The sequence below is a fragment of the Candidatus Uabimicrobium helgolandensis genome (assembly GCF_041508025.1).
Lineage (GTDB): Bacteria > Planctomycetota > Uabimicrobiia > Uabimicrobiales > Uabimicrobiaceae > Uabimicrobium > Uabimicrobium helgolandensis.
Window position 1 is genome coordinate 4,268,891 of the sequence record NZ_CP165719.1, and the last position, 24,117, is coordinate 4,293,007.

A 24,117-nucleotide genomic window follows, 5' to 3' on the forward strand; every position below is an offset into this window, starting at 1 on the left:
TGTAATTTATTTTTTCACAGTCCCTAACCATTCAAATGGAATCTTGGTTTTTTCCCATAAGAAACTATTTGTTCCTGCTTGATTTCTCACTGCTTTTATTGATTCATAAGCGCTAGCATCGCGAAGTCGACCTAGTGCCCAAATAAGGGCTCCAGCCTCTTCTATATTATTGCGAATATCAGTGTATTTTAATTTTTCTAATAGCCATTCCACTGTGTTTTTGTCTTGTACTTTTATTTCTTTATTTCCTATTTTTCCGAGGCATTCTATTGCTAAACGTCTTTGCCATATAAGAGGGCTGTTTATTAGTGAAATAAGAGGCGCAACAACATCTTGCGGTGGCATAGTAATTACTTCGTGTACATATTCATCAAAAAGGCCAAATTTAGGTGGAGTTGCTAAATCGCGTTTAATTGTGGAGAGCCGGTTTAAATAGTATTTTTGCTGCCTTTCTTTGTAATCACGGAGAATCTGAGACAATTGCTCAGCTCTATTTCCGCCAATAGCCTGACAGCGATCAAAAGCTAGCTCACTTAGCAGATAGTTGTGTGCTCCTAAAGCTATAATACCAATGCCCTTTTCTATACGGTATAACAGTTGGCGTATACGATTATCATTTTTGAAAAAAACCTGATTTTTTTCTAATTTACTTCGCAGCACTCGATATTCTTTTATTAAGTTTTTTCGTTTCTCTAGTTCAGAAAGAGGAATACTCGCCCTTTGCTGCTCTGTTACCTGCAAATAGTTAGAATTTTCAGATGTGTCTAGAAATGTTTGAACCTCAACAATTGTAAATTCTAGTTCGGTGCGATGTGCTTCACTTGTCTTTTCTTCGCGTTGATTTTGCCGTTCTTTTGCCCAATATTTAACTACGATGATTCCTAAAATAGTTGACATCATGGCAATGAAGATAAATAATACGCGCAGCAAAAACTTCTCATGTCTTTTGATAGAGTCAACAATGTATGATGAGTTCCCCCATAGTTGAACATGCACTTTTTCTCCACGAAGAAAGCGTAGTAAATCATCTCCCATAAATGCGGCGCTGCGATAGCGAAATTCTTTATTTTTTTGAATAGCTTTTAGGCAAATATTGTTTAAATCTTTTGGAGTACGCGAGTTAATTTTTATAGGCGGTGTTGCCGGAATATTCAATATTTGATGGTAGATTTGGGTGAAAGACCGTCCTGCAAAAGGCAAGCGTTTCGTTAACATTTCGTATAAAATAATTCCCAAAGAGTATACATCTGTTCTTTCGTCAACTAGATTATTTTTACCGCTCGCTTGTTCGGGAGACATATAGTAGATTGTGCCAAGAGAGGTGCCTGTTTGTGATAGTTTTTCACTGGTATGAGTTAATTTTGCTAAACCAAAATCCATAATTTTTGGGGTACCGCTACTAGTAATAATAATATTGGAAGGTTTTAAGTCGCGGTGAATAATGCCTTTGCGGTGAGCATAATGCATAGCATTTGTTAACTGCCCAAGGATCTTAGTTATTTGACGTGTAGTTAAAAGGTTATTTTTGATGGCTTCAGACAATGTATAGCCCGATAAAAACTCCATTACAAAAAAATAAGGCGGCGATGTTATTTGAATGTCATATACTTTGACAATATTAATATGTTCAAGAACGGCGATAGATTTAGCTTCGCGAAAAAATCTTTTTAGTTGTACTTCATTGCAATTTACATCACGTAATACTTTAATAGCGACAGTACGCTCAAGTTTTGTGTCATGAGCTTTGTAGACTTTGCCCATGCCTCCTTGTCCTACTTCTTCTAAAACATCGTAGCGATCAAAGTAATTCATCGTCACTGTTATCCCCAATTGCGGAATGTAAGTTATCTGACAATCAATATGTTTTGTTAGGTTAAGTAGCCAGACAAACTAAGCGAAATGTCGAAAGTACAACAAATTTTACTTTACTAATTAATATACTTTTGCATAATTTAAATAGGCTGTGTCGACATTTATTTTACCTGTAATTTGGTACTTTTAGAGATTAGCTACGTTACTTTTGAAGTGTAAAGCACCACTATTCGCTTTCAAAATGCTTCGCTACTATCTAAAATAACTCACATTATATAAAAATCTAAATGTCGGCATACCCTGAAAGTAAATACTTTTGACCGACCACATTCACCTATCAGATGCGAAAGCCATTATTATATTTGTATCATAAACAATGACAAATATCTATGCTCGTTTTCGCCATTCTCAAAAAAACATAAGGTTCAAAGGTGTCAAAATTATAAAGAAAATAGGTAGTTCCCTACAAGTAACGGTGATCCCGAGTCTAAAAGAGATGTAAATAATTTCTTCTCGACTTTATATGAAGTCATTCACGTTCGCGGCCAGCGTTTACGGACATTGGATGTGCGATACTGTTAAACCATGTGAGCGTGAACATAAATGATGTTCAAAATTTAGAATATAAACTTATTTGTTTGGGATCACCAGGAAATGAATGTCGATACGCCTTACATAAAGATATAAACCTGAAAGGATATATAGATGAAATACTTATGTATTTTATTGGTAACACTTGCGGTTCCATTTACGTTGTGGGCTGATAATTGCAGTGTTACTGTTGGCTCTATGGAGATATCACAGTCTGTTCCAGACAAAGTATCCATAGGCGAAGAGTATGTGAATAATATTGAGCTTCGAGCGCAAACAAATGTACGTAGAGTACAGGCTGTTGTATTTCTTTCTCCCAATATGGAGTATGTGAAAAGTGTGCCACCTGCGGAGCAAACAGGTGATACTTTAACTTGGAACTATGACCAAATGAGCGCTGGGGAAAAGCAAGGGGTTAAATTGTGGTTGAGAGCTGCTTCCGAAGGTGAACTTACTACATGCGCAACTGTCTCATCAATACCTGTTTGTTGTGCAACCACTTTTGCTGGTAAAGCAACTTTAGTTGTTGAAAAAACAGGACCAGCAACGGCGACAGTCGGGCAAAAAGTTACTTACACAATTATAGTGAAAAATACTGGTTCTGCTGCAGCAAGAGATGTAAAACTTATTGATCGTGTTCCTGAAGAACTGGCTTATTCAAAGACTCAAGATCGCAAAGAAATTCGCCACTCGTTAGGAAATTTACAGCCAGGTGCATCTAAAACTTTTACTCTGAGTTTATTTGCTGTGGCGCGAGGAACTGCTTGTAACGTTGTTGAAATTACCTCTTCTAATGCAGAGACTGTTTCAGACCAAGCCTGCACTGAAATTCGTCAATTAGGCGCAGAACTTGTTTTACAATGCCGTAATGTGAGCTATATTGGTAAGAATTCAAAAAATTCACTGATTATACGTAATACTGGTGATGCTCCTTTGACCAATGCAGTTGTCGTTGTAAACATGTCAGATAAACTCAAAGTTACTAAAACTTCAATTCCTGGTGAAGGATATGGATCACGGCTAACTTGGAAATTCGATGAAATAAAGCCAGGAGAAACAAAAACGATTGACATTATTGTTATCTCAAAACACAAAGGCAAGCATTGTGTCGAAGCTTCTATGAAAACAGCTGAAGGTTTACAAAAAAGTGCAAACTGTTGTACTCAATGGCAAGGATTTGCTGCTATTTTAATAGAAATGATTGACACTGAAGATCCACTTATTGTCAATGAAGAAACAACATATATTATTAAAATTACTAACCAAGGTACTGCAGACGATCACGATGTGAAAATACATGTTCAATTTCCACAAGAGATTTCTCCAATAAGCGCGTCAGGTGCTACTAGAGGTACTGTCGAAGGGAAACGTGTTGATTTTCAAGCTTACGCAGTATTTAGGCCGAAACAAATTATAGAATTCCGTGTTCGTGCCAAAGGTGTTTCTACTGGAGACGCTCGTGTGCGCGTATTTTTGACATCAGAGCTACTTAAAAAGCCTGTGCCTGAAGAAGAAAGTACACACGTATACTAAGATTTAAATGAGTATGTCTTAAAATGAGTTACAGTTTCTATGATCTTTGTAATAAAACCATTCAATGTCCATAAAAATCGTAGGCACCCATAAAGGGTGTCTGCGAAAAGAAGAATCAAAATGTTTGTTTTGGGTTATTATATCGATTGTCACGGATATCGACAACGGGGTTCTAGTCTTTGTACATTTCTATCTTTGCGGATTGCGGAACTTATTTGGACACACTTGCCTTTACACACTTGCTTTAATTTGCGAACTGAAGCAGGTACTTATACAATTAAGAATTAAGAGCTGATAATTCGACTTGAAGGAGAAATGAATGCCTAGAGAAACTATCCCTTCTCATTTTTTTACCATTATTATTATTCGCAGGGGACATCGCTTTTTACTTGTGCAGGAAAAAAAAGGACAATGGTACTTTCCTGGTGGAGGTGTACTTCCGCGGGAAGATTTGTTTCAAGCTGCGCAGAGAGAAACGCTTGAAGAAGCTAGCATTTCTATTTTTATTGAAGGAATTTATCGTTTAGAGTATATTGCCAATCCAGATGGAACAAGTCGGTTTCGTATTATTTTTACTGCGCGACCTGTGGATGATATGCTTCCAAAATCGGAGCCTGATGAAGAAACTTTACAGGCTAAGTGGTTTACTGTGAAAGAAATAGAGCAGCTTTCTCTTCGAAGCTCTGAGGTACTTGATATTATTAATGATGTACTAAATGGAGCTGCTATTTCTTCCACAGATTTACTTTTGACCAATCCTTTGAAAATAAGAACACTATGAGTTATGTTCTAGGCTAAAATGATAAACAATTGGAATCATTGAATTGTTACACGCCCATATCTCATTGCCGCAGAAATGACCAGTTAATAAAGAGCGATCCGTTGCAAATACTTGTAAAGCACAACCTCGCGTTAAACACCATAGTCGGAGTGTACCATCGAGAGATGCTGATAAACCTAGTTTGCCATTTGGAGAAAACGCAACGGATGTTATGCTTTTTTTATGCCCTGCGAAGGTAAATATTTCCTTGCCACTTTTTGTATCCCACAATTTAACAAGACAATCTTTTGCACCTGAAATAGCCGTAGAGCCATCAGGGGAGTATGTAATTGCAGTAATTGTGTCAAAATGCCCTGGTAGTTTACGAATGTTATTCGTTTCAAGACTCCACAAAATAACATTTTTATCAGTACCACCAGAGATCATTTCTGTGTTTCTTGGCGAAAAACTCAGGGAAGTAACAGCACCTTTATGCCCGCGAAAGACTCTTAATAGTCGACCAGCTTCAATACTCCACATTTTAATAATACCATCGCGACCACCAGATGAAAATAAACGACTGTAGGGTGAAAAGGCCAAAGAAAGAATCCAGTCATTGTGCCCTTTAATTGTTGTTATAAGAGGATCATCTTGTTTCCAAAAACCAATCGTATCATATTTACAAAAGATAATGTATTTGCCGTTTGGTGCCATCTCAACAACATTTGCATCTGTGACTTTTGACAATAGTGTTGAAACTTCTTTTCCAGTAGCAGTATCCCAAGTTTTAACTGAGTTAGGAGTTGCGACGATAATACGACTACCATTTTTAGAAAATGTTGCTGAGCAAGCATTACCTGCGTATTTTAGAATGCGATGGGTTACTAATTTTGAAGAATCACTTTGAATACGATTGATTCTTTTTAGCCAGTATGCTCCTTTTTTCCATTCGACGTTATTTAATGAATTTTCTAAAATATTAACAAGCAAGTCTCCAGTGCGATTGTTTTCTCTAATACTGTTATAAATTTGCTGAATGAAAAAATGAGAGTAATGAGCAAATTCATAGACATGGTTCTTCTCTTTTACCAACGCTGAACGAAGTTTGTCAATTTCTTTATTTCCTTCACTCCAAACAAATGCAATATTAAAATCATCGATGATCGAATGTAAATCTCGTTTATACAATTGTAGTTCGAGAAAAGAAAATTCTTTGTATAAGTCAAATAGTTTTTGCGCCATTCCTTTTCTAAAATTACGCATCGTATTTTTGTCTGTGAGTTTATAAAAATTCATTATCTCACTTCGTAGAAGGCAGTGCATTGAAAGAGTGCGATCTGTATTCTGGTTTAGTAATTTTAAATTTACTAAACTCTGGATATTTTTTTGGACAATTTCTGATCCTTCGTTAGCCCCAAGAAAAGAAGACAAAGTATGGAGTGAAATACTGCGGTTTTCGGGAAATAAGGCGATAATTTTTAGTATCATCTCTGCATATTCATCTTTTACTAAACTTAGGTGTTTTTGAATGATTGCCTGTAAAATCACAAAAGGAGCCATGTCTGTGAGATTGAGTGACTGGATATAATCTTTGTATGTAGTATTCATATTTTTCTTAAAGTAACTACACAAAAGTGTTATTGCTACTGGAAAGTAAGCTATGCGATTGCATAATTCGCGGACGGCTTTTTCGTCTAGCATGCTTGTTGGTTTGTTAGCGCCGTTTAAATATGTCAAGGTATCTTCGACGGATAAAATTGGTACGCAGTAGTTTTCTATTTCTTCAATTTGTAGTTGCGAACTTATAAAAATTGTTCGACAATTACAACTCATAGGAGAGAAACCAGGAACAATGTCTTGGGTCATTTTTGAAAAATCATGTACATTGTCAATAATAAGTAGAGTTTGTTCTTGCATATGCATTTTAAAATTCATTAAGAACTTAATATTGTTTCTGTCGTATTTAATGTTTAAATTCTTTGCTGCGCGTACAAATTCTTTTTCCATATTGTTTGCAGCATTTATCCAAACAATACCTTTTTCAAATACGCATCCAAAGTTTTGGACAAATTGATAGACTAGCTCTGTTTTTCCAATACCATGTATCCACTGAGGATCGGTGGGGGTAACACATATTTTCTGAGAATCAAGTAATTTTAAATATAGGCTTACTAGATGCTGACGATTGCCGTAATAGTCTGTACTTGGTTTGCCAAAAAAGCTTTTATTTAATGGTGTGATGCTAGCAATTTTACGACTCAATCGATTTTTGGCAATGCTATTCATAATAGTAAGTAATTGCTCTACACCCTTCTTAAATTTACGGAGAGAAACACTTGGTAAATTTTGAAGCGGTAGAGGTAGAGTATATTCATCATCAATAAAACATGGAATAACTTGCTTTTTTAAAAAGACACTTATTGCCCATTCGCGATTAAAAAAAGTTCGTTCGTCTGTATTATCAGAACAAAGTAAAACTACAGTGTCGCTTTGCAAAAGAACATCGGTGATTTCTTTTGTCCATTCTCCTCCTGTTTTGTAGCAACAGGTGTTGTAGCCGTTGTCAGTAAAATGCTCTTCCAGTTCTTGTGCTATACTTAGGTCGTCAGAAGAGTGGCTTAAAAAAATTCGCTTTTTGTTTTCATCTACAGTTTTGTATTTTAACTGGCTTGATTTTTCTTTAGGAGTTGTAGGTGTAGAATTTACCTTGCTAATAGTTTCTTTCTTTTCACCTTCTATTTGAAATGCCGAAATTGCTTGTTCCTCTGTGTCATAAATCCCTAAAAAGTGTTGAACGCCCATCATTTCAAAAAAAGTTTTTATTTTAGGCCGAACATAAACGAGATTTACTTCACCTTTCATCATCTTCGCTTTATTTGCAATTTCTATGATCATACCAAAAGCAGTACTTTGCATATGTTCGACCTCTTTAAAGTCAAGAACTATACGGAAATCACCTGCCAGGTAACACTCTTGTAGTTTTTCTTTTAAAAAGTTGATACTTTCTTTGTCTATTTTGCCTTTTAATCTCAGTAATAAAACGCGCCCTCCGTCTGACATCTCATGTTTAATTTCGTCAACTATTTGGAAATTTTTCATATTTGTTAGGATTTTTTTTATTGACGGATCTAAAACTTTCCTTTGTGTTTGTTCTATTGGTGCGATAACTTTGTTGAGTGGCGTGAATTTTTCACTTGGTTTTTCTTGTTCATTTTTTGACACTAGTTTGTAGTTATTTTCGACAAGTTGATCTGCTAGTATTTCAAACGTATCAAATACTCCATCTCCTGAAACTGCAGATGCTGAAGCCTCTCGTGCTCCCATATAATTAATTTGTTTTTGCAGAACTTCAAGACCAAGGGCCTTTTCGTGGTCTCTTTTGTTCCACTGTATTATAAGAGGTATATCGTTTAACTGTAGATTTTGTTCTAGAAGTGAATTTTCAAGTTTGGTCATTGCTTGAATATTTGAATCTAAATCACAACTATCAACAATAAAAATGATTCCATCCACGTTTTGTAATATCAACTTAAGTATAGGCATATATTCTTCTGAGCCAGGCACACCAAAAAGTTGAAAATTTGTTTTCAAGCCCGCAATAGAACCAACGTTTAAGGATAGAAAGTCAAAATTTAAATCTTTCCCTCTCTCAGTGGCGATAGATGTAAGTTTATTTCCGCGAGCGTAAGAAGAATTTTGTTCAATATATTTTAAATTAGTTGTTGTACCGGAATACTTTGGACCATAATAAACAACTTTATACGAAACTTCTTTCTTCATAGCGTTATATTGCACCATTTACTTCTCCATATTAAAAATCGACTGAGAAAAGTACTGAATTCTGTGGTTAAGAGCGTCAACAATAAAAAGTTTACTATTAGTAATAACAACATCCCAAGGATTGGCAAACATTCCAATTACTCGTCCGCTGGTACCAAAGTAACTAATGGCCTCACCATCTAAAGTAAACTTTTGTATGCGATTATTTCCAAATTCACTAACATACAAGGCGTTGGATGTTACGGCAACTCCGTATGGATAAGATAGATCACCTAAATCGCTGCCTATTTTTCCCCAAACAGCAATAAGGTTTCCTTGTTTGTCAAACTTTTGTATACGATGATTGCAAGCATCAGCAACGTATATTTTTTCGTATTGATCTATGGCGAGACTCATCGGTCGGTCGAATTCGCCAGGTTTATTTCCTCCTTGTCCCCAAGAAGCGACAAAGTTTCCTTCGTAGTCAAATTTATATATACAGTCAAATTTACCTAGAGCACCACCATATTGAGAAATGTAATAGTACTTCTCATCAGCCGTTACATCCGTGACATAGATAAAATCAGGTTGTTCTGCACCATATTTTCCAAAAGACAACAATTGTTTTCCTTGTGGAGTATAACAAAGAATACGATGATAATGAGTATCGGCAACAAGTAGATTTCCATTTGGAGTAAATCCTAACCCTGTAGGTTTTCCTTTTGCTATAGCAGGTGTATTAAAGAGGAAAAGGTATTTTCCCTGAGAGTTGAATACTTGTATACGTCCTGTCATGTCTACAACATAGATATTTCCATTAGGAGATATTGCAGCCGCCCTAGGTTTGTTAAACATTCCTGGAATGCTACCTCGTCCACCAAATGAATGGATACTATCATCGTCAATAATCGAAATTTCCGAATCGCATCCTAAAAACGCAATAAATAAGAAAAAACAAATATACTTAATCATAATTTATACTATTCTAAGAGATAGAAACGATGTCAATTTCTTAATTCAATATTTCCAAATTGAGACAAAACTTGCGTCACAATGTGATCTTCTGTACCATTATTTTCATCAAGATCAATCCATGAAACTTCAAAACTTCTCCACCAAGTCATTTGTCTCTTGGCATAACGTCGTGTATTTTGTTTAATGATTTCCGATAAAGAGTCACAGGGATTTTTACCGGAAAGAACATCGATGATATCTTTGTAACCGATAGCTTTTGCGGCAGTTTTTGAAAGTTCATAATCCATAGAAAGTAAGCGCTTAGTTTCATCAATGAATCCTTGCTCAAGCATAAGATCTACGCGTTTTTCAATACGCGTATATAATAGATCGCGTCTCCAGTTTAAACAACAAACTTTCCAAGGATAATAAGTCGCAGGTTTTGTCTCTTCGCGTTGTAATACAGAAATTGGTTTTCCTGTTAAGTGGAAAACTTCAAGAGCTCTAATTACTCGCTTACGATCATTAATTGCTATACGTTTTGCTGCTTCTAAGTCTACAGATTGTAACCGTTGGTGAAGTTCAAGGCTTTCGCATTTTTCGAGGGTCTTTCGAAATTCTTCATCGGCTTGCGGAGATTCGAACATACCTTTTACAAGAGCTTTAAAATATAAAGGTGTACCAACAACTAACAAAACGTTTTTTTTTCTGCCAAAAATATTCTCAATTGTCTTAACGCATTTATCTAGAAATTTTTGAACGCTGAACTCTTCCGATGGTTCTATTATATCTAATAGATGGTGCGGCACTTTTTTTTGATCCTCTATAGAAACTTTTGCTGTGCCAATATCCATATTTTTATAGACAGACATTGAGTCTATACAAATAATTTCAGCTCCTAATGCTTTTGCTATTTTTATAGATGATCCTGTCTTGCCGCTTCCTGTTGGTCCTGCAAGAACGTATAAAAACTTATTGAGATTCACTAGATATCTTGTCCAATATATCGTCGGGAATTTCAAAATTAGCATACACATTATCTGCGTCGTCGTAGCCTTCTAAATCAGTAATTATATTGAGTACTTTGAGGGCATTACTTTCATCCAAAGTTATTTTATTGCTTGGAACCGTTGTTACCTCTGCTAAAACAATGTTAATTTTTTTGGCTTCAAGCTCTTCTTTTACACTACCTAAGTTTCCAGGATCAGTTATGATTTCATAGCTGTCGTCTTCGCTAATGATATCATCAGCGCCTGCTTCCAAAGCCATTTCCATAAGCTCGTCTTCTGAAAGGTTTTTTTCTTCTACAGAAATAACACCTTTTTTATCAAACATGTACGCGACGCAACCGCTTTCACCTAATTTGCCGCCATTGTTTTCGAATAATTTTCGCACTTCGAATGCAGATCTGTTGCGGTTATCAGTAATGACTTCTACCATAATTGCAACTCCGCCAGGGCCATACCCTTCATACATAATTTCTGTAAAAATAGTATCGCCACTAGAGACTCCAGCTCCTTTTTTTATAGCGCGCTCAATGTTGTTTTTGGGCATATTGTTTTCTTTAGCGCGATCTACAGCATAACGGAGTTTTAGATTACTACTTAGGTCCGTACTTCCTCCACCGTCTTTCACAGAAATTATGATCGCTTTTGCTAATTTAGAAAAGAGCTTTCCTCGTTTTTTATCCGCGGCGCCTTTTTTGTGTTTAATACCAGCCCAATGCGAATGTCCTGCCATTTTTTTTCTCCCTAGTCACTTACATTTTCTTCATCAACTACAAAATCAAAATCATCATCATCTTCGGAGTTGGCCACAAGAGTGATGTCTATTTCGACTTCAACATTGCTTTCTTCATCATCAAAAATATGTAAATCATCTTGATTTATATCCAAAGTTTGTGAAGCTGTTATTCCTAACTGATTTTCTGTAAAATTCGCAATGCTTTCCATGCCCTCTTCATCAATTTCTTCTATTTCTTCAATCTCTTCGATTTCTTTTTCGTGTATATTTTTTATTGTAGGCAATTTGAGATCTTTTAAATCCTCATCGTCTAAAATTAAATGTACCTCAGAAGAAGCATTTTTTACAATACTAGATATTTCTTCTCTAACAATGGGGAGTACGTTTACCTCGTCTGTGTCTTTTGTCTTGAGTATTTTGCGAAAAAAATATGGAGTTAAATATCCATCATCTATCATAATTTGTTCAATAGGTACGTATTTTTTTTGGCCGCGAATTATATTCAATTGTTTGAGTAGACATTTATTAATTCGCCAAGGGCTTAAGTACTTCTTGCGGGCAATTTTTCGCGCAATAGCTATGTCGTCTTTTTGTTTTTTGTAGAAAGGGTATCTTTCGGATATTGTTTTTTGTACGACTTTATTAATTCGTTGTGAGCTTTTGTCGTTTAAAAAACCTCGGTCTAAAAAAATCTCAACCAGTTTTTTGTTTGGCCATTTTTTCTTTAATTCACTCCAACATTCTTTAAACTGATGTTCTGAAATAAAATCGTTTTTTACAGCAATTTGTCCTAAGTATCTATCTTTTTGATATTGAGTAGCATCTACTACTAAATCGTCTGGAGACTCATATTTTTTAAGCTTTTTACGCAAAAGTTTGCGAACCATGTATGGAGTGATGTACCCTTTCTCCACAAATAACTCAAAAAAACTTTTTTTAGTACTTTTTCGCAAATCATTACAAAATTCAATATCTTCTTTACATACGATTTTTAAATTTTGAATTTCTTCCAAAAGCCTTTTATCTTTTTTGCGTTTTCTTTCTTTGCTTTTGACTTGTTCATAGTTTGCTTCTAGTAACAATAGTTCATCGAGAGACTCTTTACTTAGTATTTTTTCTGCAAAAAGTATTTCACCAAGATGTCGTTGTTCTTGATCCTGGACATGAACACACCTGTAGTACTCCAACTGATCTTTAGACAATACTTGTTTTGCTATTAATAATCTTTCAAAGATTTTGCTCATAGCATCTCCTTGATCATCCTGTGCGCTTAAAGTTTTAGTGGTCTTTGATACAACAATATCGACAAGTAGGTAGTTTGCCACGACATGCGATTCATGACGGGTTTAAGGTAGTGGCGAAAAGTAATCTTTCATTTCACTATACTAACCTTTTGTAGAACGAAATTATTCTGAATTACCAACTTCTCCTGTTTTAGGATTATAAGTATATTTTCTGTTTAGTGGTAAAGGGTTTAGCTTTGGAAGTCCAGATTTTTCCACGACCTCTTGAAGGTTTTTGGGAAAATATCCAAGTTTTTTCTTGAATCTATCTACCATTATTTGCATACCACGGATTTGTTTTTCAAGATACTTTTTTTCTATAGTGAAACTCAAAATTTTATCACCACTTACAATGTAACTTTTTCCTAAAGGAAATTCTAATAAAAGTTGTTTGTGAATGAAATTGTTAAGTAATATTTCAATTTCATTTGCTTTCATTCTTTTTTGTAATGAACTAGTGATAATTTGTAATAGTCTTTTCGCTATTTTTGGCATATTTTCGATAATAGGTTCCACGGGAACAACAGCCATACATTGTTCGAGTTTTTGTGGATATACACCATGCTTTTGATAGTACCCTTTAAACTTTTGACGAATAGACGATAGATGAACTTGAGATATCAACTCTTGCAAAGTTTCCAAAATCAGACCGCGTAGTACTTCGTTTTTCTCTGCACCACTATAAATTTGTAACCATGTTAGTAAATCAAAAGAAAATCCTTGGTCCAAACGAACGAGAAAATAAGCAAAAAATTGCGCTCCCGGATGTTTGCCTTCACTTAATTTTAAACATTCATCCATACAATGAACAGCTTTTCTCATTGTTTCTTTAATAGTAACTCCGTCTTTTTTCTGTAGCTCCAAGCGTTGCAAGCAATAAATACGTCCTAAGAGATACCACATCCATGGTTGCTTGGATAATTTTTCATTTTTCGGATACTTAACTCCTAGTGAAGGTTGCTGTTGCAAAGAATTTTCTATGAACTCAACACCTGGTAATGCCTTTTTTTCAACCATGTTAATATAGATGCAAGCAGTTTCATACATTCCTTCGAAATGTGGATCTAATCGCGCTATACTTTGATATACTTGTTTTGCTTCAGAAAACGGAACTTTTTCAATACAATATTGCCGAAAAGCCTGAATGCTAAGCATCCATAAAACATCGGCGTATTCAGATTCAAAACCAAAGGCAAAAGATTTTATTTCATTGTTTTTTGCTAGATACAAAAACTCTTGTAGTTCTTGGTTAGGTCTAATCTCATCGCATTTTTTGGCCACGAAAAAAATAATATTCACCGACGCAATAACAACTAGAAGGTGAATTGTAAAGCGTATTCCGCGCATATTACAAATTCCTTTTATTAATTGCCAATGACGCAAGGTATAGCATCAAAAAACTATATATCAACATATACAAACAGGCGTATAGATAAACTTCTCCTGGTACAGTAAGTGCATGTGCAGCTTCTTCTTTTATGTCAAAGTTATTAAAATTTGGCAGTATGTAGTATAGTATTTCTGAAGTATATTTCGCAAACGCAGAATCGTTAAATTGTGGAATTGCTTTTAAGTGATATGTGCTCCTACCAACGAAAAAAGTAATTGCTGTTACAATAATACTTACAGATGATGAAGCAAGTACGGACAGTAATATTGCGACGGAGTTTAAAACCATAAGTCCCATAAACAGTAGTATGATTGCCCCTATCAAATCAAAAGTGATTTTTCCTCCCATAAGATAATAGTAGGTGCAGAAAAATGTACCCATCACTGATGTTGAGACAAAAAGAGTGATACTCATTCCTAGGTATTTCCCAAGAATAAATTCCCAACGGTTAATCGGGCAAGAAAGAATAGTGTAGAGTGTTTTCTTCTCTATTTCTCGTTGAATAAGATTTGCGCCTATAAAAATACACAATACGACCCCGAATATATCTATTGTTCCCAATGAAAAGTCGACGAGTATTTTGAGATCCTGCCCAATAGACAGTTCTCCTATAATTTTTGAAATAATGATAACAAAAATAGAGACACCTACTATTACTCGTAAAATTCGATCGCGCATTGTTTCTCTAAAAGTATTTATAGCAATTACCGTAAGTTTCACCATTAAACTCCTCTAGAGTTTCTAATATAAAAATCTTCTAAATTTTCTCGATGGGGAATCATAGCACGAAGTGTTCCTCCGCATTTTTCAAGAATGTCTTTAACCTCTTGTGCTTTTTTTTCATTGTTAACAGTAACAAACGTTATATTGTCTTTGTGTACTAAATGAGTACTAATTTTTTGTAGTTTTTCTAAACTATTTTTGTCAAAACCTTCTCCGTGTATATCAATAGAGATAACTTCACGATTGATTAAATCATCTATTTTTCCAAAAGACACAAGTTTTCCTTGGGAAACAAGAGCTACCTCATCACATAACATTTCAACATCTGCAAGAACGTGTGAAGTAAAAAAAATAGTACTACCATTTTTTTTAAGCTCAATGATTTTTTCGCGAACTTCTCTACGGCCTACAGGGTCTAGACCACTTAGTGGTTCGTCAAGAATGTATACATCGGGATTGTGCACCATTGCTTGGGCTAAACCTAAACGCTGTTTCATTCCTTTAGAAAAACCGCGTACGGCAGTTTTCTTAGCTTTTGCAAGACCAACACCGTCTAAAAGTTTATCTACTCGTTTCGCGATTTCTTTTCTTTCGATTCCATGAAGACGTGCATAAAAAGTTAGTGACTCTTCAGCGGTTAAATATTCATAAAAATAGGGATTTTCTGGTAAAAAACCTATTTTATTGCGAGCAATGACATTCTTTACCGATGTCCCCATTATTTCGGCATCCCCACTCGTTGCGCGACACAAACCAGTCAATATCTTGATTGTTGTTGTTTTTCCTGCACCATTATGTCCTATAAAACCAAAAATAGCACCTTCAGAAACTTTTATACTTAGGTCACTTACCGCTTGTTTTTGTATACCCCATTTACCGCGATAGACCACCGTTAAATTTTTTGTCTCGATAGCTGTTTTCATATTACAAAATTTCCATTTTTATAAATAATCTCGTCATCAATATAGACTTCACTGTCACTACGCATATCTTTTACTATGTCAAAGTGAATTGCTGAGCGATTTGTCCCACCAACTTCGGGGTACGCATCTCCCAAAGAAATATTGCAAGTACCTGCAATTTTTTCATCAAATAAAATATCATGTGTCAACTCTTGAATTGCAGAGTTAATTCCAAAACCAAATTTTCCCAAACGTTTTGCGCCCGAGTCTGTTTCTAGTAACTGCGCGAATTCGCTTTTATTACCACTTGTTTGAAAGTTAACTACTTCGCCCTTTTTGAATTCTAGGTATAAATTGGGAAATTCTTTTCCGTTGTAAGAAGCACTATCAAATTGTATAAAACCATCAACAGAATTATCGTAAGGAGAGCAAAAAATTTCTCCGTTTGGTAAGTTAATAAGTAAAGAATGCATTGTGAAAATTCGTCCATCGTCTAGAGAAAATCGCAATTCTGTATCTTTTGTTTTAACATAAAAGTTTTTTCCAACGTTTAGTCGTTTTTCAATATGATTGTATTTTTTATATAGATTTTCAAGGTCAACAGAGACAGCACTATAAAATAGATTTTGGTACTCGTCAAGACTCATGTTTGCTTTGTTTGCATAGTAGGCGTTAGGAAAAATAGTGACCAAGGTCGGTATAAAATCAAGTCTAGAGTGAAATGGTTCTACTGTTTGATTCCACAAATTGAGACGCTCTTGATCAACCTTACTTAATTGATTGGGGTTTATTGCTGAATCAATAGAAATAAGCTTAGTTGCTAACTCTATATCTTTTGCTAACCCTGGCGGAAAACGACGTAAATGTTTTTTTTCTCCATATTTAAAAAGTATATAGCGCGTCTCTTCTAGTGTAATATGAATTTCAGGAAAAGCTTTGCGTAGCAAGATCTCTTTTTGTAACTCAAATAACAACGAAGCTGTATTTCCTGTACTCATAATAAGAACTACATCGTCTTCAACTATCTCTAAGGCATTACATATTATTTGTGTGAAACGTGTAATTCGCGGGTCACTCATCGTTTTCCTTTCTGTAAAACATTGAATTGCGCTTTAAATTTCGTATTGAGTTACAACTTCTCTAACGATGTACCTAAAGTCTTTCTGACAAAATATATTTTTGCGCATATGCTTTATTCATAATTTGTTGATTTACCATTGAACTTTTCGAATTGAGTACGTTTTCCATTACGCAAACATTTCTGCGAATAGGATATGGATGTAATAAAAAAGCGCCGTCAGTTTTCTCCATATCAGACATTTTTATCGACCAATTATCAAATTGTTTCTGGTATACTTCTTCAGCTGCGCGATCAGCATAGTGTTTACAACTACGCCAATTCATTGCATAGACAATATGAGCGCCATTTAAAGCATCATTCATATTGTTACTTACTTCAAAAGATGAACGATTGTGGGCTGTATTTTTATCAATTAGTTTCATAACACCAGAATCTAACTCAAAACCCTTTGGAGCAGAAACAGTTAAGTCCATTCCTAGCTTAGAAGTTGCTAAAGCAAATTCATTTACACTTCCGCTTCCATGCGCATAAGGATGATGTGTCCATACAATACCAGCTTTCCATCCGTTGAAATTTTTTAACAGGTCTTTAACAGTCACAAGATCTGCCAATCCTTGGAGAGGATTGTATAAATTCGATTCTAAATTGATGATTGGAATGGAACTGTAACGAGTAATGTAGCGCAATAACGAATCTTGTCTATCTGTTCGCCATGACCCTGAATAGGGTAAGTGCCTGATGGCAAGAGCATCTCCACACGTGTCTAAAAAAGCGGCTGCATCTTGAATATGGGCCATGTTTGGATGTAAACACATTACCCCATCTTCATGTAGAAGGTTCCACTTTTCACTCGAAAAATTGATATTTACAATACTACCACCGAGTTTTTTGACAGAAGATTCTAAGGAGAGCCTACTGTATGTGCAGTGGTCAGGGAAAAAGCCTAGTATTGTTTTATGTTCGAGGCCAGAGAAATATTCTTTTTCTTTAGCAATTATTACATTATTAATAAGATCGTCTAGCTCATCACGTCTTAACTCTTGTAAAGTAAGAAAGTGTTTAGTTCTAAATCTCATTATGCGCTTTCTAAATTCTTTTTTGTCTTTGTTGAAAGGATAGGTTGTTTGCCTTCTATCATTTTTTCTGTAATAGTTACTTTTTTGATATCATCTCTCGATGGTATTTCAAACATTGCGTCTAACATGAAATGTTCAAGTATTGATCGTAGTCCTCGTGCTCCGGTTCCTCGTTCAAGAGCTCTCTTTGCTACAGCTCGTAAAGCATCTTTCTCAAACTCTAGTGCTACTTCGTCCATCATGAAGAATTTTTCATATTGACGTACAATTGCATTCTTTGGTTCTACCATAATGCGCACTAAATCATCTTCGGATAGCGGATTTAGAGAAGCTACTATAGGTAAACGTCCAACAAACTCTGGTATCAAGCCAAAACTAACTAAATCTTCAACTTGAACTTTTTGTAGAAGATTTCCTTTTTCTTGTTCGTTAAGATCTTTTGCATCTTCATGGAAACCTATTAATTTTTTACCTATGCGTTGCCCTACAATTTCTTCAAGCCCTGTAAAAGCGCCTCCGCAAATGAATAAAATATTTGTAGTGTCTAGTTGAATATAAGACTGTTCTGGATGTTTACGCCCTCCTTGTGGAGGTATATTTGCCATTGTGCCTTCTAATATTTTTAACAAAGCTTGTTGTACACCTTCTCCTGAGACGTCGCGAGTAATGGAAACATTTTTACTTGTTTTACCAATTTTGTCTATTTCGTCAATAAAAATGATACCATTGTTTGCTCGTTCAATATCATAGTCTGCTGCTTGCACTAAACGCAGCAGTATATTCTCTACATCTTCCCCTACATAACCAGCTTCTGTTACTGTTGTTGCATCTCCAATGGCAAATGGAACATCTAATACTTTTGCTAAAGTTTTTGCTAACAAAGTTTTCCCTGCGCCTGTTGGACCAATAAGCAAAATATTACTTTTTTCTATTTCTACATCGTCTCCAACGTTACCGCGTAAGATTCTTTTGTAATGATTGTGAACTGCGACAGAAAGTACTTTTTTAGCTATTTTTTGCCCAACAACAAATTTATCAAGTTCGGCCATCACTTCTTTAGGAGAAAGTAACTTGTTATCTTTTCCTGAACTTTTATCGTGTCCTTTACGTCTTACTTCTTCCACAAGGATCGTGTTACAAAGTTCGATACATTCATTGCAGATGTAAATTCCAGGAGGCCCAGCGATTAGCGTTTCAACTAGTTTCCTGCTCTTCCCACAAAAAGTACATCGCTCGACATTATATTTCTTAGACATGAAGTTTCCCTAAAAAAGGCGTTTACGTGAAGTGTACAAACAATTTCATCCAAACACAAAACTGGCAATGTTTGGATGAAATTTTTGTATACTATAATTATAAAATTTGTGGTAAGAAAACCCTTCGATTTTAGCCGAGGTAGATTACCACTTCTATTCTTGCTATTCGATACTTATGAGTAGAGTACAACTCTACTAAGGCCGGTTGCCCATTACAGTACTGCACTACTATCTCGAATCGAATGACTCAAGCCCCTTAGTTTTTAGGGATGTAGCGGGTTGGCTAACTGTAGTGTCATTAAGGTGTGTATATTTTGACGATAACACCCTACATAACTATACAACAATCATACAATTTAAATTCAAATTTGCAAGATTTCTTACAAAGGATTTGTTTTGCCTCAGCAAGACAATACCGATTCGGATAAAACATCTCTACTGCTGGTATACTCTAAAAAAAAGGGTAGTCCATATCATGTAGTGATTAGGTAGTATTCTTTGGTAATTATTATATCTAAAGCGCCAGCACTTTCAAGCGCAGATCCTCTAGCAATATCAAAGTAGCGATCTTTAGGTGTATATTTTCCGTTTCCTTCTGCAATATTTAAAACAATCGAGGTTGATGCTCTATCCAACTGATAGAGCGCAGCCAATTTTCTTGGTAACTTTTTTAGTATAGGATTGCACCATTTTATGAATTCTATTGCTTGTTGGTATACTTTCAGTTTCTCGTGGTCAAAATATGCTTCCATTTCAACGCTCCAGATTAAGATTAAGAATTAGAATTATGATTAAGATCCTTCTATTCTAAATCACAGAGCGACAAAACTTCCAAAGGCTTTATATTCTTTTATAGCATTAATTCGTCAGCAGTACCTGGTTCTGTAGTAAAGAATTATAATGGTGAATGAATAACCAAAGAGCGCCAATATGGTTTTCGATTTTTTTGGAAAAAGAAAGAGTTTTACGGACGAGTCGAGAAACTCTTTGCCGAAGGGTATTATTGTCGTCCACACTCTTTACATTTCTGCTTTGCTTTTCCGTACACGCTTCCATTTTTTATAGATTTCTTCGAGCCACATTTCGGACATTTCATTCATATCTCCTTTTCTGATAACTACTTTTTTATTTTAAATTGTATCAAAAAAGAAGTTTTTAGAAAACATCACTACATGATATGGACTACTAAAAAAAGATTACAATTCGAAATTGTATAACTACTTTTGTCGTAACACTTACAACTCAAATTGAAATCTATAAATTTCAATTTAGAATAATATTTTGAGAATAAAAGAATTATTGGTAATTTGCGCAAGAAATTGTACCATAATAAAAGTATTTGCCTATTTGAAGACTTGACTTCTATAATAGAGATGATATACTCTAGAAAATAATTATAACAATTCCAATTTAGGACAATCACCAAGCCAACTTCGAACGAGTGTATCGAAATATACTTACCTACCGTACAAGTTGATTTATGTTAAAGGTTTGTCCTTAGTGACCACGAACAGTTTTGACAATACTGCAAGGAGGCCTAATGTGGCGGATTTGACATTTACTGTTGAGCAATTGCCTGAAATGAATACCGCAGCAATTGTCCGCATAAACGGAGCCATTGATGCAAAAACAGTAGTCCATTTTCAAGAAAAGCTAGATGAGCTACAAAACGGAGGATACACGCGCTTTATCTTAGACATGGTGGGAATCAAGTATGTAAATAGTACAGGTTTAGGAACTCTGGTTAATGTCGCTGATGCTCTCGAAAACCGAGGTGGAGGTATTGCCCTCGTCAAGATACATCCAAAAGTAAAAGTTGTATTTGATATGTTGGGTTTAAATGCTTTCTTTAAAATCTTTTCTAATGAAAAAGAAGCGCTTGGTTTTTTCCAAAAATCAGCTAAACCGGAAGAAATGGGTAGCGCCGCTCCACCAAAAAGCCCAAAACAAGAAAAACCGAGAAGTAGTAGTAACAGTAACAGCAGTAGTAATAGCAGCGGCAGTAGTAGCAGCAGTCAAAACAAAAACAAACCAACTAGTAAAAATGCTGATAGTGGCTACAACGTAATCAAAACCAAAGTCCCCCCTCCAGAAGCACCAGGATCCCCTTATTCTTTAGTTTGCGCTGTATGTACCGTAAAATTAACTATTCCAAAACCTGGTAGCTATAAATGCCCAAGGTGTGGAACTTTTTTTAAACTTACTAAAGATGGAACAGCTACTTTTACAGAAAGAAGAAGAGCAGCTTCTTTACAGATGAAACTGGCTTGTACAGATGAGTGTGTTGAAGGACTTTGTGATTTTGTGGGAGTACTTGCTAGTCGAATAGGTTTTCCTGCTGACGCAATCAAAGCTATCAAAGAATGCTTAATGGAAATCTGCGGTGCAGTGATTGAAAAAGCATACGATAATAAGCAGTACTTTTCTTATAGTGTTGTCATTAATCCGTCATCTACCGAACTCAAAATACAAATATCTGATTACGGTAAATTTATTTATGACAACAAGACATGTTTTGATAGAACTCGCCAGTTTATGAGTGAATTTGAACATAAGCAGCACCCAAAAGGCGGAAACATAATCACAATGGTGAAAAAATTCGGTTGATCTCCTGCGAAATGAATTCAGCAATGGACAAATTGCTGAATTCTTCAAAGAGTATCTCTGACGATTGGATTCTAAATGGGCTTGCAATTAACAATATTGAACGGTACTAGTAAGGGAACAAAGCTACAACTCAGACCGGAAAGCAATGTTGTAATTGGTAGAGGAGATGATTGTGATTTACAAGTAGCAGATGAAAGTGTATCTCGCGTTCATTGCTATGTTATCTTGGAAGAAGGTGTACCTTCGATAAAAGATGCAAAAAGCGTAAATGGAGTGTTTGTTAATAATGAAAAAGTAAACAAACATCAGCAGCTATATTCAAATGATTTAATTCAAGTTGGCTTAATAAAAATACGCATTCACGAAATTAGTGAAGTATCAAAATACTCTACTTTAGAAATAAACCTCGAAAATAATATTCTTTTCCGCAAGAAGAAAAAAGACCCTACTTTTTCAAAAAACTTCCAAACAATTAAAATGCATCGCGATCTTATGTTATTGCATAAAATTAGCAAACTAGTTTATAATTACAATGACATAAACAAACTTCTACAAACATTAATAAAAGATGTGACGATTGAACTCTTGTCAGAAAGAGGGTGTGTTTTCCTGTTGCAAAATGATATGCAGACCAAAGAGGAAAAGCGCCTTTTTTTTTCACGAAGTCACAACGGAAAGCATAGTAGCAAAGAGTTTGTGCTAGATGATTCTATACTAGAAAATACAGTGATAAATCTTCAAGGAACAGTTAGTGCAAAGGAATCTTTTGTTGAAAGTACAGATTCCGAAAAATTAAAAATTCGTTCAACTATTTGTGTTCCGTTAATGGGTCATTCCGGATGTTTAGGTGCACTGTATCTTGATTCGACATCAGCAGATAATTTATTTAGTGAAGATGAGCTCGATCTCTTAACAGCTATTGGTCGCCAAGTTGGTCTAGCGTTAGAACGAATGTTACTAGAAGAAAAACTGATTGCTTCAGCTAAACACTATCAATCAGTATACCAATCTATTATTGAACATGCTTCTGATGTAATTTATCGTCACGATCAAAAAGGTAATTATCTCATTGTAAGTCCTTCTGTCGAAAAAATTCTCGGGTATAAATCCAAAGACTTTTTAGAAAACCCAAATACTTGGGATCTTTGTGTTTTAGAAGAAGATTTTGAAGCTTTTTACGAAGGACGCAGTCAAGTCTACGAAAAAAAGCATTGTGCATTAAAATATCGTATGGTGCATAAAAATGGCAAAACCATTTGGGTAGAAGAAATACGTTATTTAATTGTAGAAGAAAATGATACTTATATTCAGGGTATTTTACGAGATGTTACAGAAAAAATGATTCTGGAAGAGCAGCTACAACGTGCACAGCGTATGGAGGCTATGGGGCTTCTTGCAGGAGGAGTAGCACATGACCTTAACAATATTCTGAGTGGACTTTTAGGTTACCCTGATTTACTTCTTATGAAGTTGCCTCCTGACAGTCCTTTATGTAAATATCTCCATGGTATCAAAGAGTCAGCAGAACGAGCATCAGATGTTGTTAATGATCTTCTCACTCTTGCTAGGCGAGAAAATTACAGTATGGAGTCGATACCTCTAAACCGTATAGTGAACGATTATTTGAATTCTTTGGATTTTAAGGCAATTAAAGATCGCTATCCAAAAATAACGATTGACCTTGATCTAAACCAAGAAAATATTTGTATAAAGGGTTCTTTATCGCATCTTGTAAAATCTTTTATGAATTTGATTATCAATGCAATGCAGGCTATGCCAAAAGGTGGGGATCTTCACGTTTGTACTAAACAGTTGTCGACAGAGAAATCTATTTTTGGCTACGAAGAAATCATCTCTGGTGATTATGGGGTTATTGAAATACAAGACAATGGACAGGGTATTATTAACAAAGATATTAAGAAAATTTTTGAACCATTTTATAGCAAAAAAATACACAAACGAGGTACAGGGCTTGGATTAGCTATTGTATACGGTGTTATTCATGATCACGATGGATTTATCGATATAAAAAGCATAGAGGGTAAGGGGACAACATTTTTCATTTATCTACCGCAAACAGTACCAAATGAAAAACGTGTTCCTACAGCATCTCTAAATCTAAGAGGAACAGAGAGGGTTTTGGTTGTTGATGATGTTCCTGAACAACGAGAACTCGCAAAAGAATTTTTAGAACCTTTAGGTTATAAGGTGGAATGCGTTCCATCAGGAGAAGAAGCTGTAACCTATCTTTCTAAGAATTACGCAGATATACTTATTTTAGATATGATAATGGAAGATGGTATAGACGGTCTTGAAACTTATCAACAAATATTAAAAATGCATCCAAAACAAAAAGCAATTATTGCAAGTGGTTTTGCAAATAACGAACGAGTTAAAAAAGCCCAAGAATTAGGTGCTTGTAGTTACCTAGGGAAACCTTACACAAGGCAACAATTATCTGTTGCATTGCGCAAGGAATTAAACAGGAAAAAAAACCCACTTTTTTAATGAAAAACGCTTGACTTTATTTAGGCATTGCTGTACTATTACCTAAACAGGCCGAAGTGGCGGAATTGGCAGACGCGCTGGATTCAAAATCCTGTGAGGTTAAACTCGTGTGGGTTCGATTCCCACCTTCGGCAATTAG

General features: G+C 35.4%; 17 protein-coding genes, 1 tRNA gene and 1 pseudogene. 5 read left to right on the top strand and 14 right to left on the bottom strand.

Annotated elements, in window-relative coordinates; genetic code table 11:
- Nucleotides 1–6: 6 nt before the first annotated feature.
- Nucleotides 7–1,812 (bottom strand): protein kinase, encoded by a 1,806-nt coding sequence (locus tag UABHE_RS15590; protein ID WP_372371618.1) that lies wholly within the window; start codon nt 1,810–1,812, stop codon nt 7–9.
- Nucleotides 1,813–2,517: 705 nt separating this feature from the next.
- Between UABHE_RS15590 and UABHE_RS15595 the strand changes: the two genes are divergently transcribed.
- Nucleotides 2,518–3,936 carry a hypothetical protein gene (locus tag UABHE_RS15595; RefSeq protein WP_372371263.1) on the top strand — a complete coding sequence of 473 codons (1,419 nt, stop codon included), beginning with the start codon at nt 2,518–2,520 and terminating at the stop codon, nt 3,934–3,936.
- A 319-nt stretch (nt 3,937–4,255) separates the two neighbouring features.
- Nucleotides 4,256–4,717: an NUDIX domain-containing protein gene (locus UABHE_RS15600; RefSeq protein ID WP_372371264.1), complete on the top strand. Its 462-nt coding sequence runs from the start codon at nt 4,256–4,258 to the stop codon at nt 4,715–4,717.
- Here the strand turns inward: UABHE_RS15600 and UABHE_RS15605 are convergent.
- The 13 genes and pseudogenes from UABHE_RS15605 to UABHE_RS15665 all read right to left on the bottom strand — a co-directional run.
- Complete coding sequence (locus UABHE_RS15605; protein WP_372371265.1) at nt 4,712–8,494, bottom strand: anti-sigma factor antagonist; 3,783 nt, start codon at nt 8,492–8,494, stop codon at nt 4,712–4,714. The genes UABHE_RS15600 and UABHE_RS15605 overlap by 6 nt on opposite strands.
- Nucleotides 8,495–9,427, bottom strand: a complete 933-nt coding sequence (locus tag UABHE_RS15610) for a hypothetical protein (RefSeq protein ID WP_372371266.1) — start codon at nt 9,425–9,427, stop codon at nt 8,495–8,497.
- A 32-nt stretch (nt 9,428–9,459) separates the two neighbouring features.
- Nucleotides 9,460–10,395 (bottom strand): tRNA (adenosine(37)-N6)-dimethylallyltransferase MiaA, encoded by a 936-nt coding sequence (miaA, locus tag UABHE_RS15615; protein WP_372371267.1) that lies wholly within the window; start codon nt 10,393–10,395, stop codon nt 9,460–9,462.
- A complete protein-coding gene (locus UABHE_RS15620; RefSeq protein ID WP_372371268.1) occupies nt 10,382–11,149 on the bottom strand; it encodes a YebC/PmpR family DNA-binding transcriptional regulator in 768 nt (255 codons plus the stop codon). The genes miaA and UABHE_RS15620 overlap by 14 nt, the downstream gene beginning before the upstream one ends.
- 11 nt (nt 11,150–11,160) lie before the next feature.
- Complete coding sequence (locus UABHE_RS15625) at nt 11,161–12,396, bottom strand: hypothetical protein (RefSeq protein WP_372371269.1); 1,236 nt, start codon at nt 12,394–12,396, stop codon at nt 11,161–11,163.
- A 162-nt stretch (nt 12,397–12,558) separates the two neighbouring features.
- Nucleotides 12,559–13,782 carry a hypothetical protein gene (locus UABHE_RS15630; RefSeq protein WP_372371270.1) on the bottom strand — a complete coding sequence of 408 codons (1,224 nt, stop codon included), beginning with the start codon at nt 13,780–13,782 and terminating at the stop codon, nt 12,559–12,561.
- A 1-nt stretch (nt 13,783) separates the two neighbouring features.
- On the bottom strand, nt 13,784–14,548 hold the full coding sequence (locus UABHE_RS15635) for an ABC transporter permease (RefSeq protein WP_372371271.1): 765 nt from the start codon (nt 14,546–14,548) through the stop codon (nt 13,784–13,786).
- Nucleotides 14,548–15,471 (bottom strand): ABC transporter ATP-binding protein, encoded by a 924-nt coding sequence (locus tag UABHE_RS15640; protein ID WP_372371272.1) that lies wholly within the window; start codon nt 15,469–15,471, stop codon nt 14,548–14,550. The genes UABHE_RS15635 and UABHE_RS15640 overlap by 1 nt, the downstream gene beginning before the upstream one ends.
- Nucleotides 15,468–16,529: an aminopeptidase gene (locus tag UABHE_RS15645; RefSeq protein WP_372371273.1), complete on the bottom strand. Its 1,062-nt coding sequence runs from the start codon at nt 16,527–16,529 to the stop codon at nt 15,468–15,470. The genes UABHE_RS15640 and UABHE_RS15645 overlap by 4 nt, the downstream gene beginning before the upstream one ends.
- A 73-nt stretch (nt 16,530–16,602) precedes the next feature.
- On the bottom strand, nt 16,603–17,607 hold the full coding sequence (locus tag UABHE_RS15650) for a hypothetical protein (RefSeq protein ID WP_372371274.1): 1,005 nt from the start codon (nt 17,605–17,607) through the stop codon (nt 16,603–16,605).
- Nucleotides 17,607–18,863 (bottom strand): ATP-dependent Clp protease ATP-binding subunit ClpX, encoded by a 1,257-nt coding sequence (gene clpX, locus UABHE_RS15655; RefSeq protein WP_372371275.1) that lies wholly within the window; start codon nt 18,861–18,863, stop codon nt 17,607–17,609. The genes UABHE_RS15650 and clpX overlap by 1 nt, the downstream gene beginning before the upstream one ends.
- A gap of 473 nt (nt 18,864–19,336) precedes the next feature.
- Complete coding sequence (locus UABHE_RS15660) at nt 19,337–19,615, bottom strand: four helix bundle protein (protein WP_372371276.1); 279 nt, start codon at nt 19,613–19,615, stop codon at nt 19,337–19,339.
- 106 nt (nt 19,616–19,721) lie between these two features.
- A pseudogene (locus UABHE_RS15665) lies at nt 19,722–19,868 on the bottom strand (IS1 family transposase); the annotation flags it as partial.
- Between the two features lie 537 nt (nt 19,869–20,405).
- Here UABHE_RS15665 and UABHE_RS15670 point away from each other — a divergent pair.
- The 3 genes from UABHE_RS15670 (at nt 20,406) to UABHE_RS15680 (ending at nt 24,112) form a co-directional block, all read left to right on the top strand.
- Nucleotides 20,406–21,470 (top strand): anti-sigma factor antagonist, encoded by a 1,065-nt coding sequence (locus UABHE_RS15670; protein WP_372371277.1) that lies wholly within the window; start codon nt 20,406–20,408, stop codon nt 21,468–21,470.
- A 75-nt stretch (nt 21,471–21,545) separates the two neighbouring features.
- The gene (locus tag UABHE_RS15675) at nt 21,546–23,978 is read left to right on the top strand and encodes a response regulator (protein ID WP_372371278.1); all 2,433 of its coding nucleotides are present in this window, start codon (nt 21,546–21,548) and stop codon (nt 23,976–23,978) included.
- A 50-nt stretch (nt 23,979–24,028) separates the two neighbouring features.
- A tRNA-Leu gene (locus tag UABHE_RS15680) sits at nt 24,029–24,112 on the top strand.
- Nucleotides 24,113–24,117 lie beyond the last annotated feature (5 nt).

Excerpts from the sequence above, each read along its gene's own strand:
- UABHE_RS15640 (WP_372371272.1), bottom strand. The coding sequence starts at position 15,471 with ATGAAAACAGCTATCGAGACAAAAAATTTAACGGTGGTCTATCGCGGT.
- UABHE_RS15630 (WP_372371270.1), bottom strand. The coding sequence starts at position 13,782 with ATGCGCGGAATACGCTTTACAATTCACCTTCTAGTTGTTATTGCGTCG.
- UABHE_RS15610 (WP_372371266.1), bottom strand. The coding sequence starts at position 9,427 with ATGATTAAGTATATTTGTTTTTTCTTATTTATTGCGTTTTTAGGATGC.
- UABHE_RS15635 (WP_372371271.1), bottom strand. The coding sequence starts at position 14,548 with ATGGTGAAACTTACGGTAATTGCTATAAATACTTTTAGAGAAACAATG.
- UABHE_RS15590 (WP_372371618.1), bottom strand. The coding sequence starts at position 1,812 with ATGAATTACTTTGATCGCTACGATGTTTTAGAAGAAGTAGGACAAGGA.
- UABHE_RS15595 (WP_372371263.1), top strand. The coding sequence starts at position 2,518 with ATGAAATACTTATGTATTTTATTGGTAACACTTGCGGTTCCATTTACG.
- UABHE_RS15600 (WP_372371264.1), top strand. The coding sequence starts at position 4,256 with ATGCCTAGAGAAACTATCCCTTCTCATTTTTTTACCATTATTATTATT.
- UABHE_RS15620 (WP_372371268.1), bottom strand. The coding sequence starts at position 11,149 with ATGGCAGGACATTCGCATTGGGCTGGTATTAAACACAAAAAAGGCGCC.
- UABHE_RS15625 (WP_372371269.1), bottom strand. The coding sequence starts at position 12,396 with ATGAGCAAAATCTTTGAAAGATTATTAATAGCAAAACAAGTATTGTCT.
- clpX (WP_372371275.1), bottom strand. The coding sequence starts at position 18,863 with ATGTCTAAGAAATATAATGTCGAGCGATGTACTTTTTGTGGGAAGAGC.
- UABHE_RS15605 (WP_372371265.1), bottom strand. The coding sequence starts at position 8,494 with ATGGTGCAATATAACGCTATGAAGAAAGAAGTTTCGTATAAAGTTGTT.
- UABHE_RS15675 (WP_372371278.1), top strand. The coding sequence starts at position 21,546 with ATGGGCTTGCAATTAACAATATTGAACGGTACTAGTAAGGGAACAAAG.
- UABHE_RS15645 (WP_372371273.1), bottom strand. The coding sequence starts at position 16,529 with ATGAGTGACCCGCGAATTACACGTTTCACACAAATAATATGTAATGCC.
- UABHE_RS15650 (WP_372371274.1), bottom strand. The coding sequence starts at position 17,607 with ATGAGATTTAGAACTAAACACTTTCTTACTTTACAAGAGTTAAGACGT.
- UABHE_RS15660 (WP_372371276.1), bottom strand. The coding sequence starts at position 19,615 with ATGGAAGCATATTTTGACCACGAGAAACTGAAAGTATACCAACAAGCA.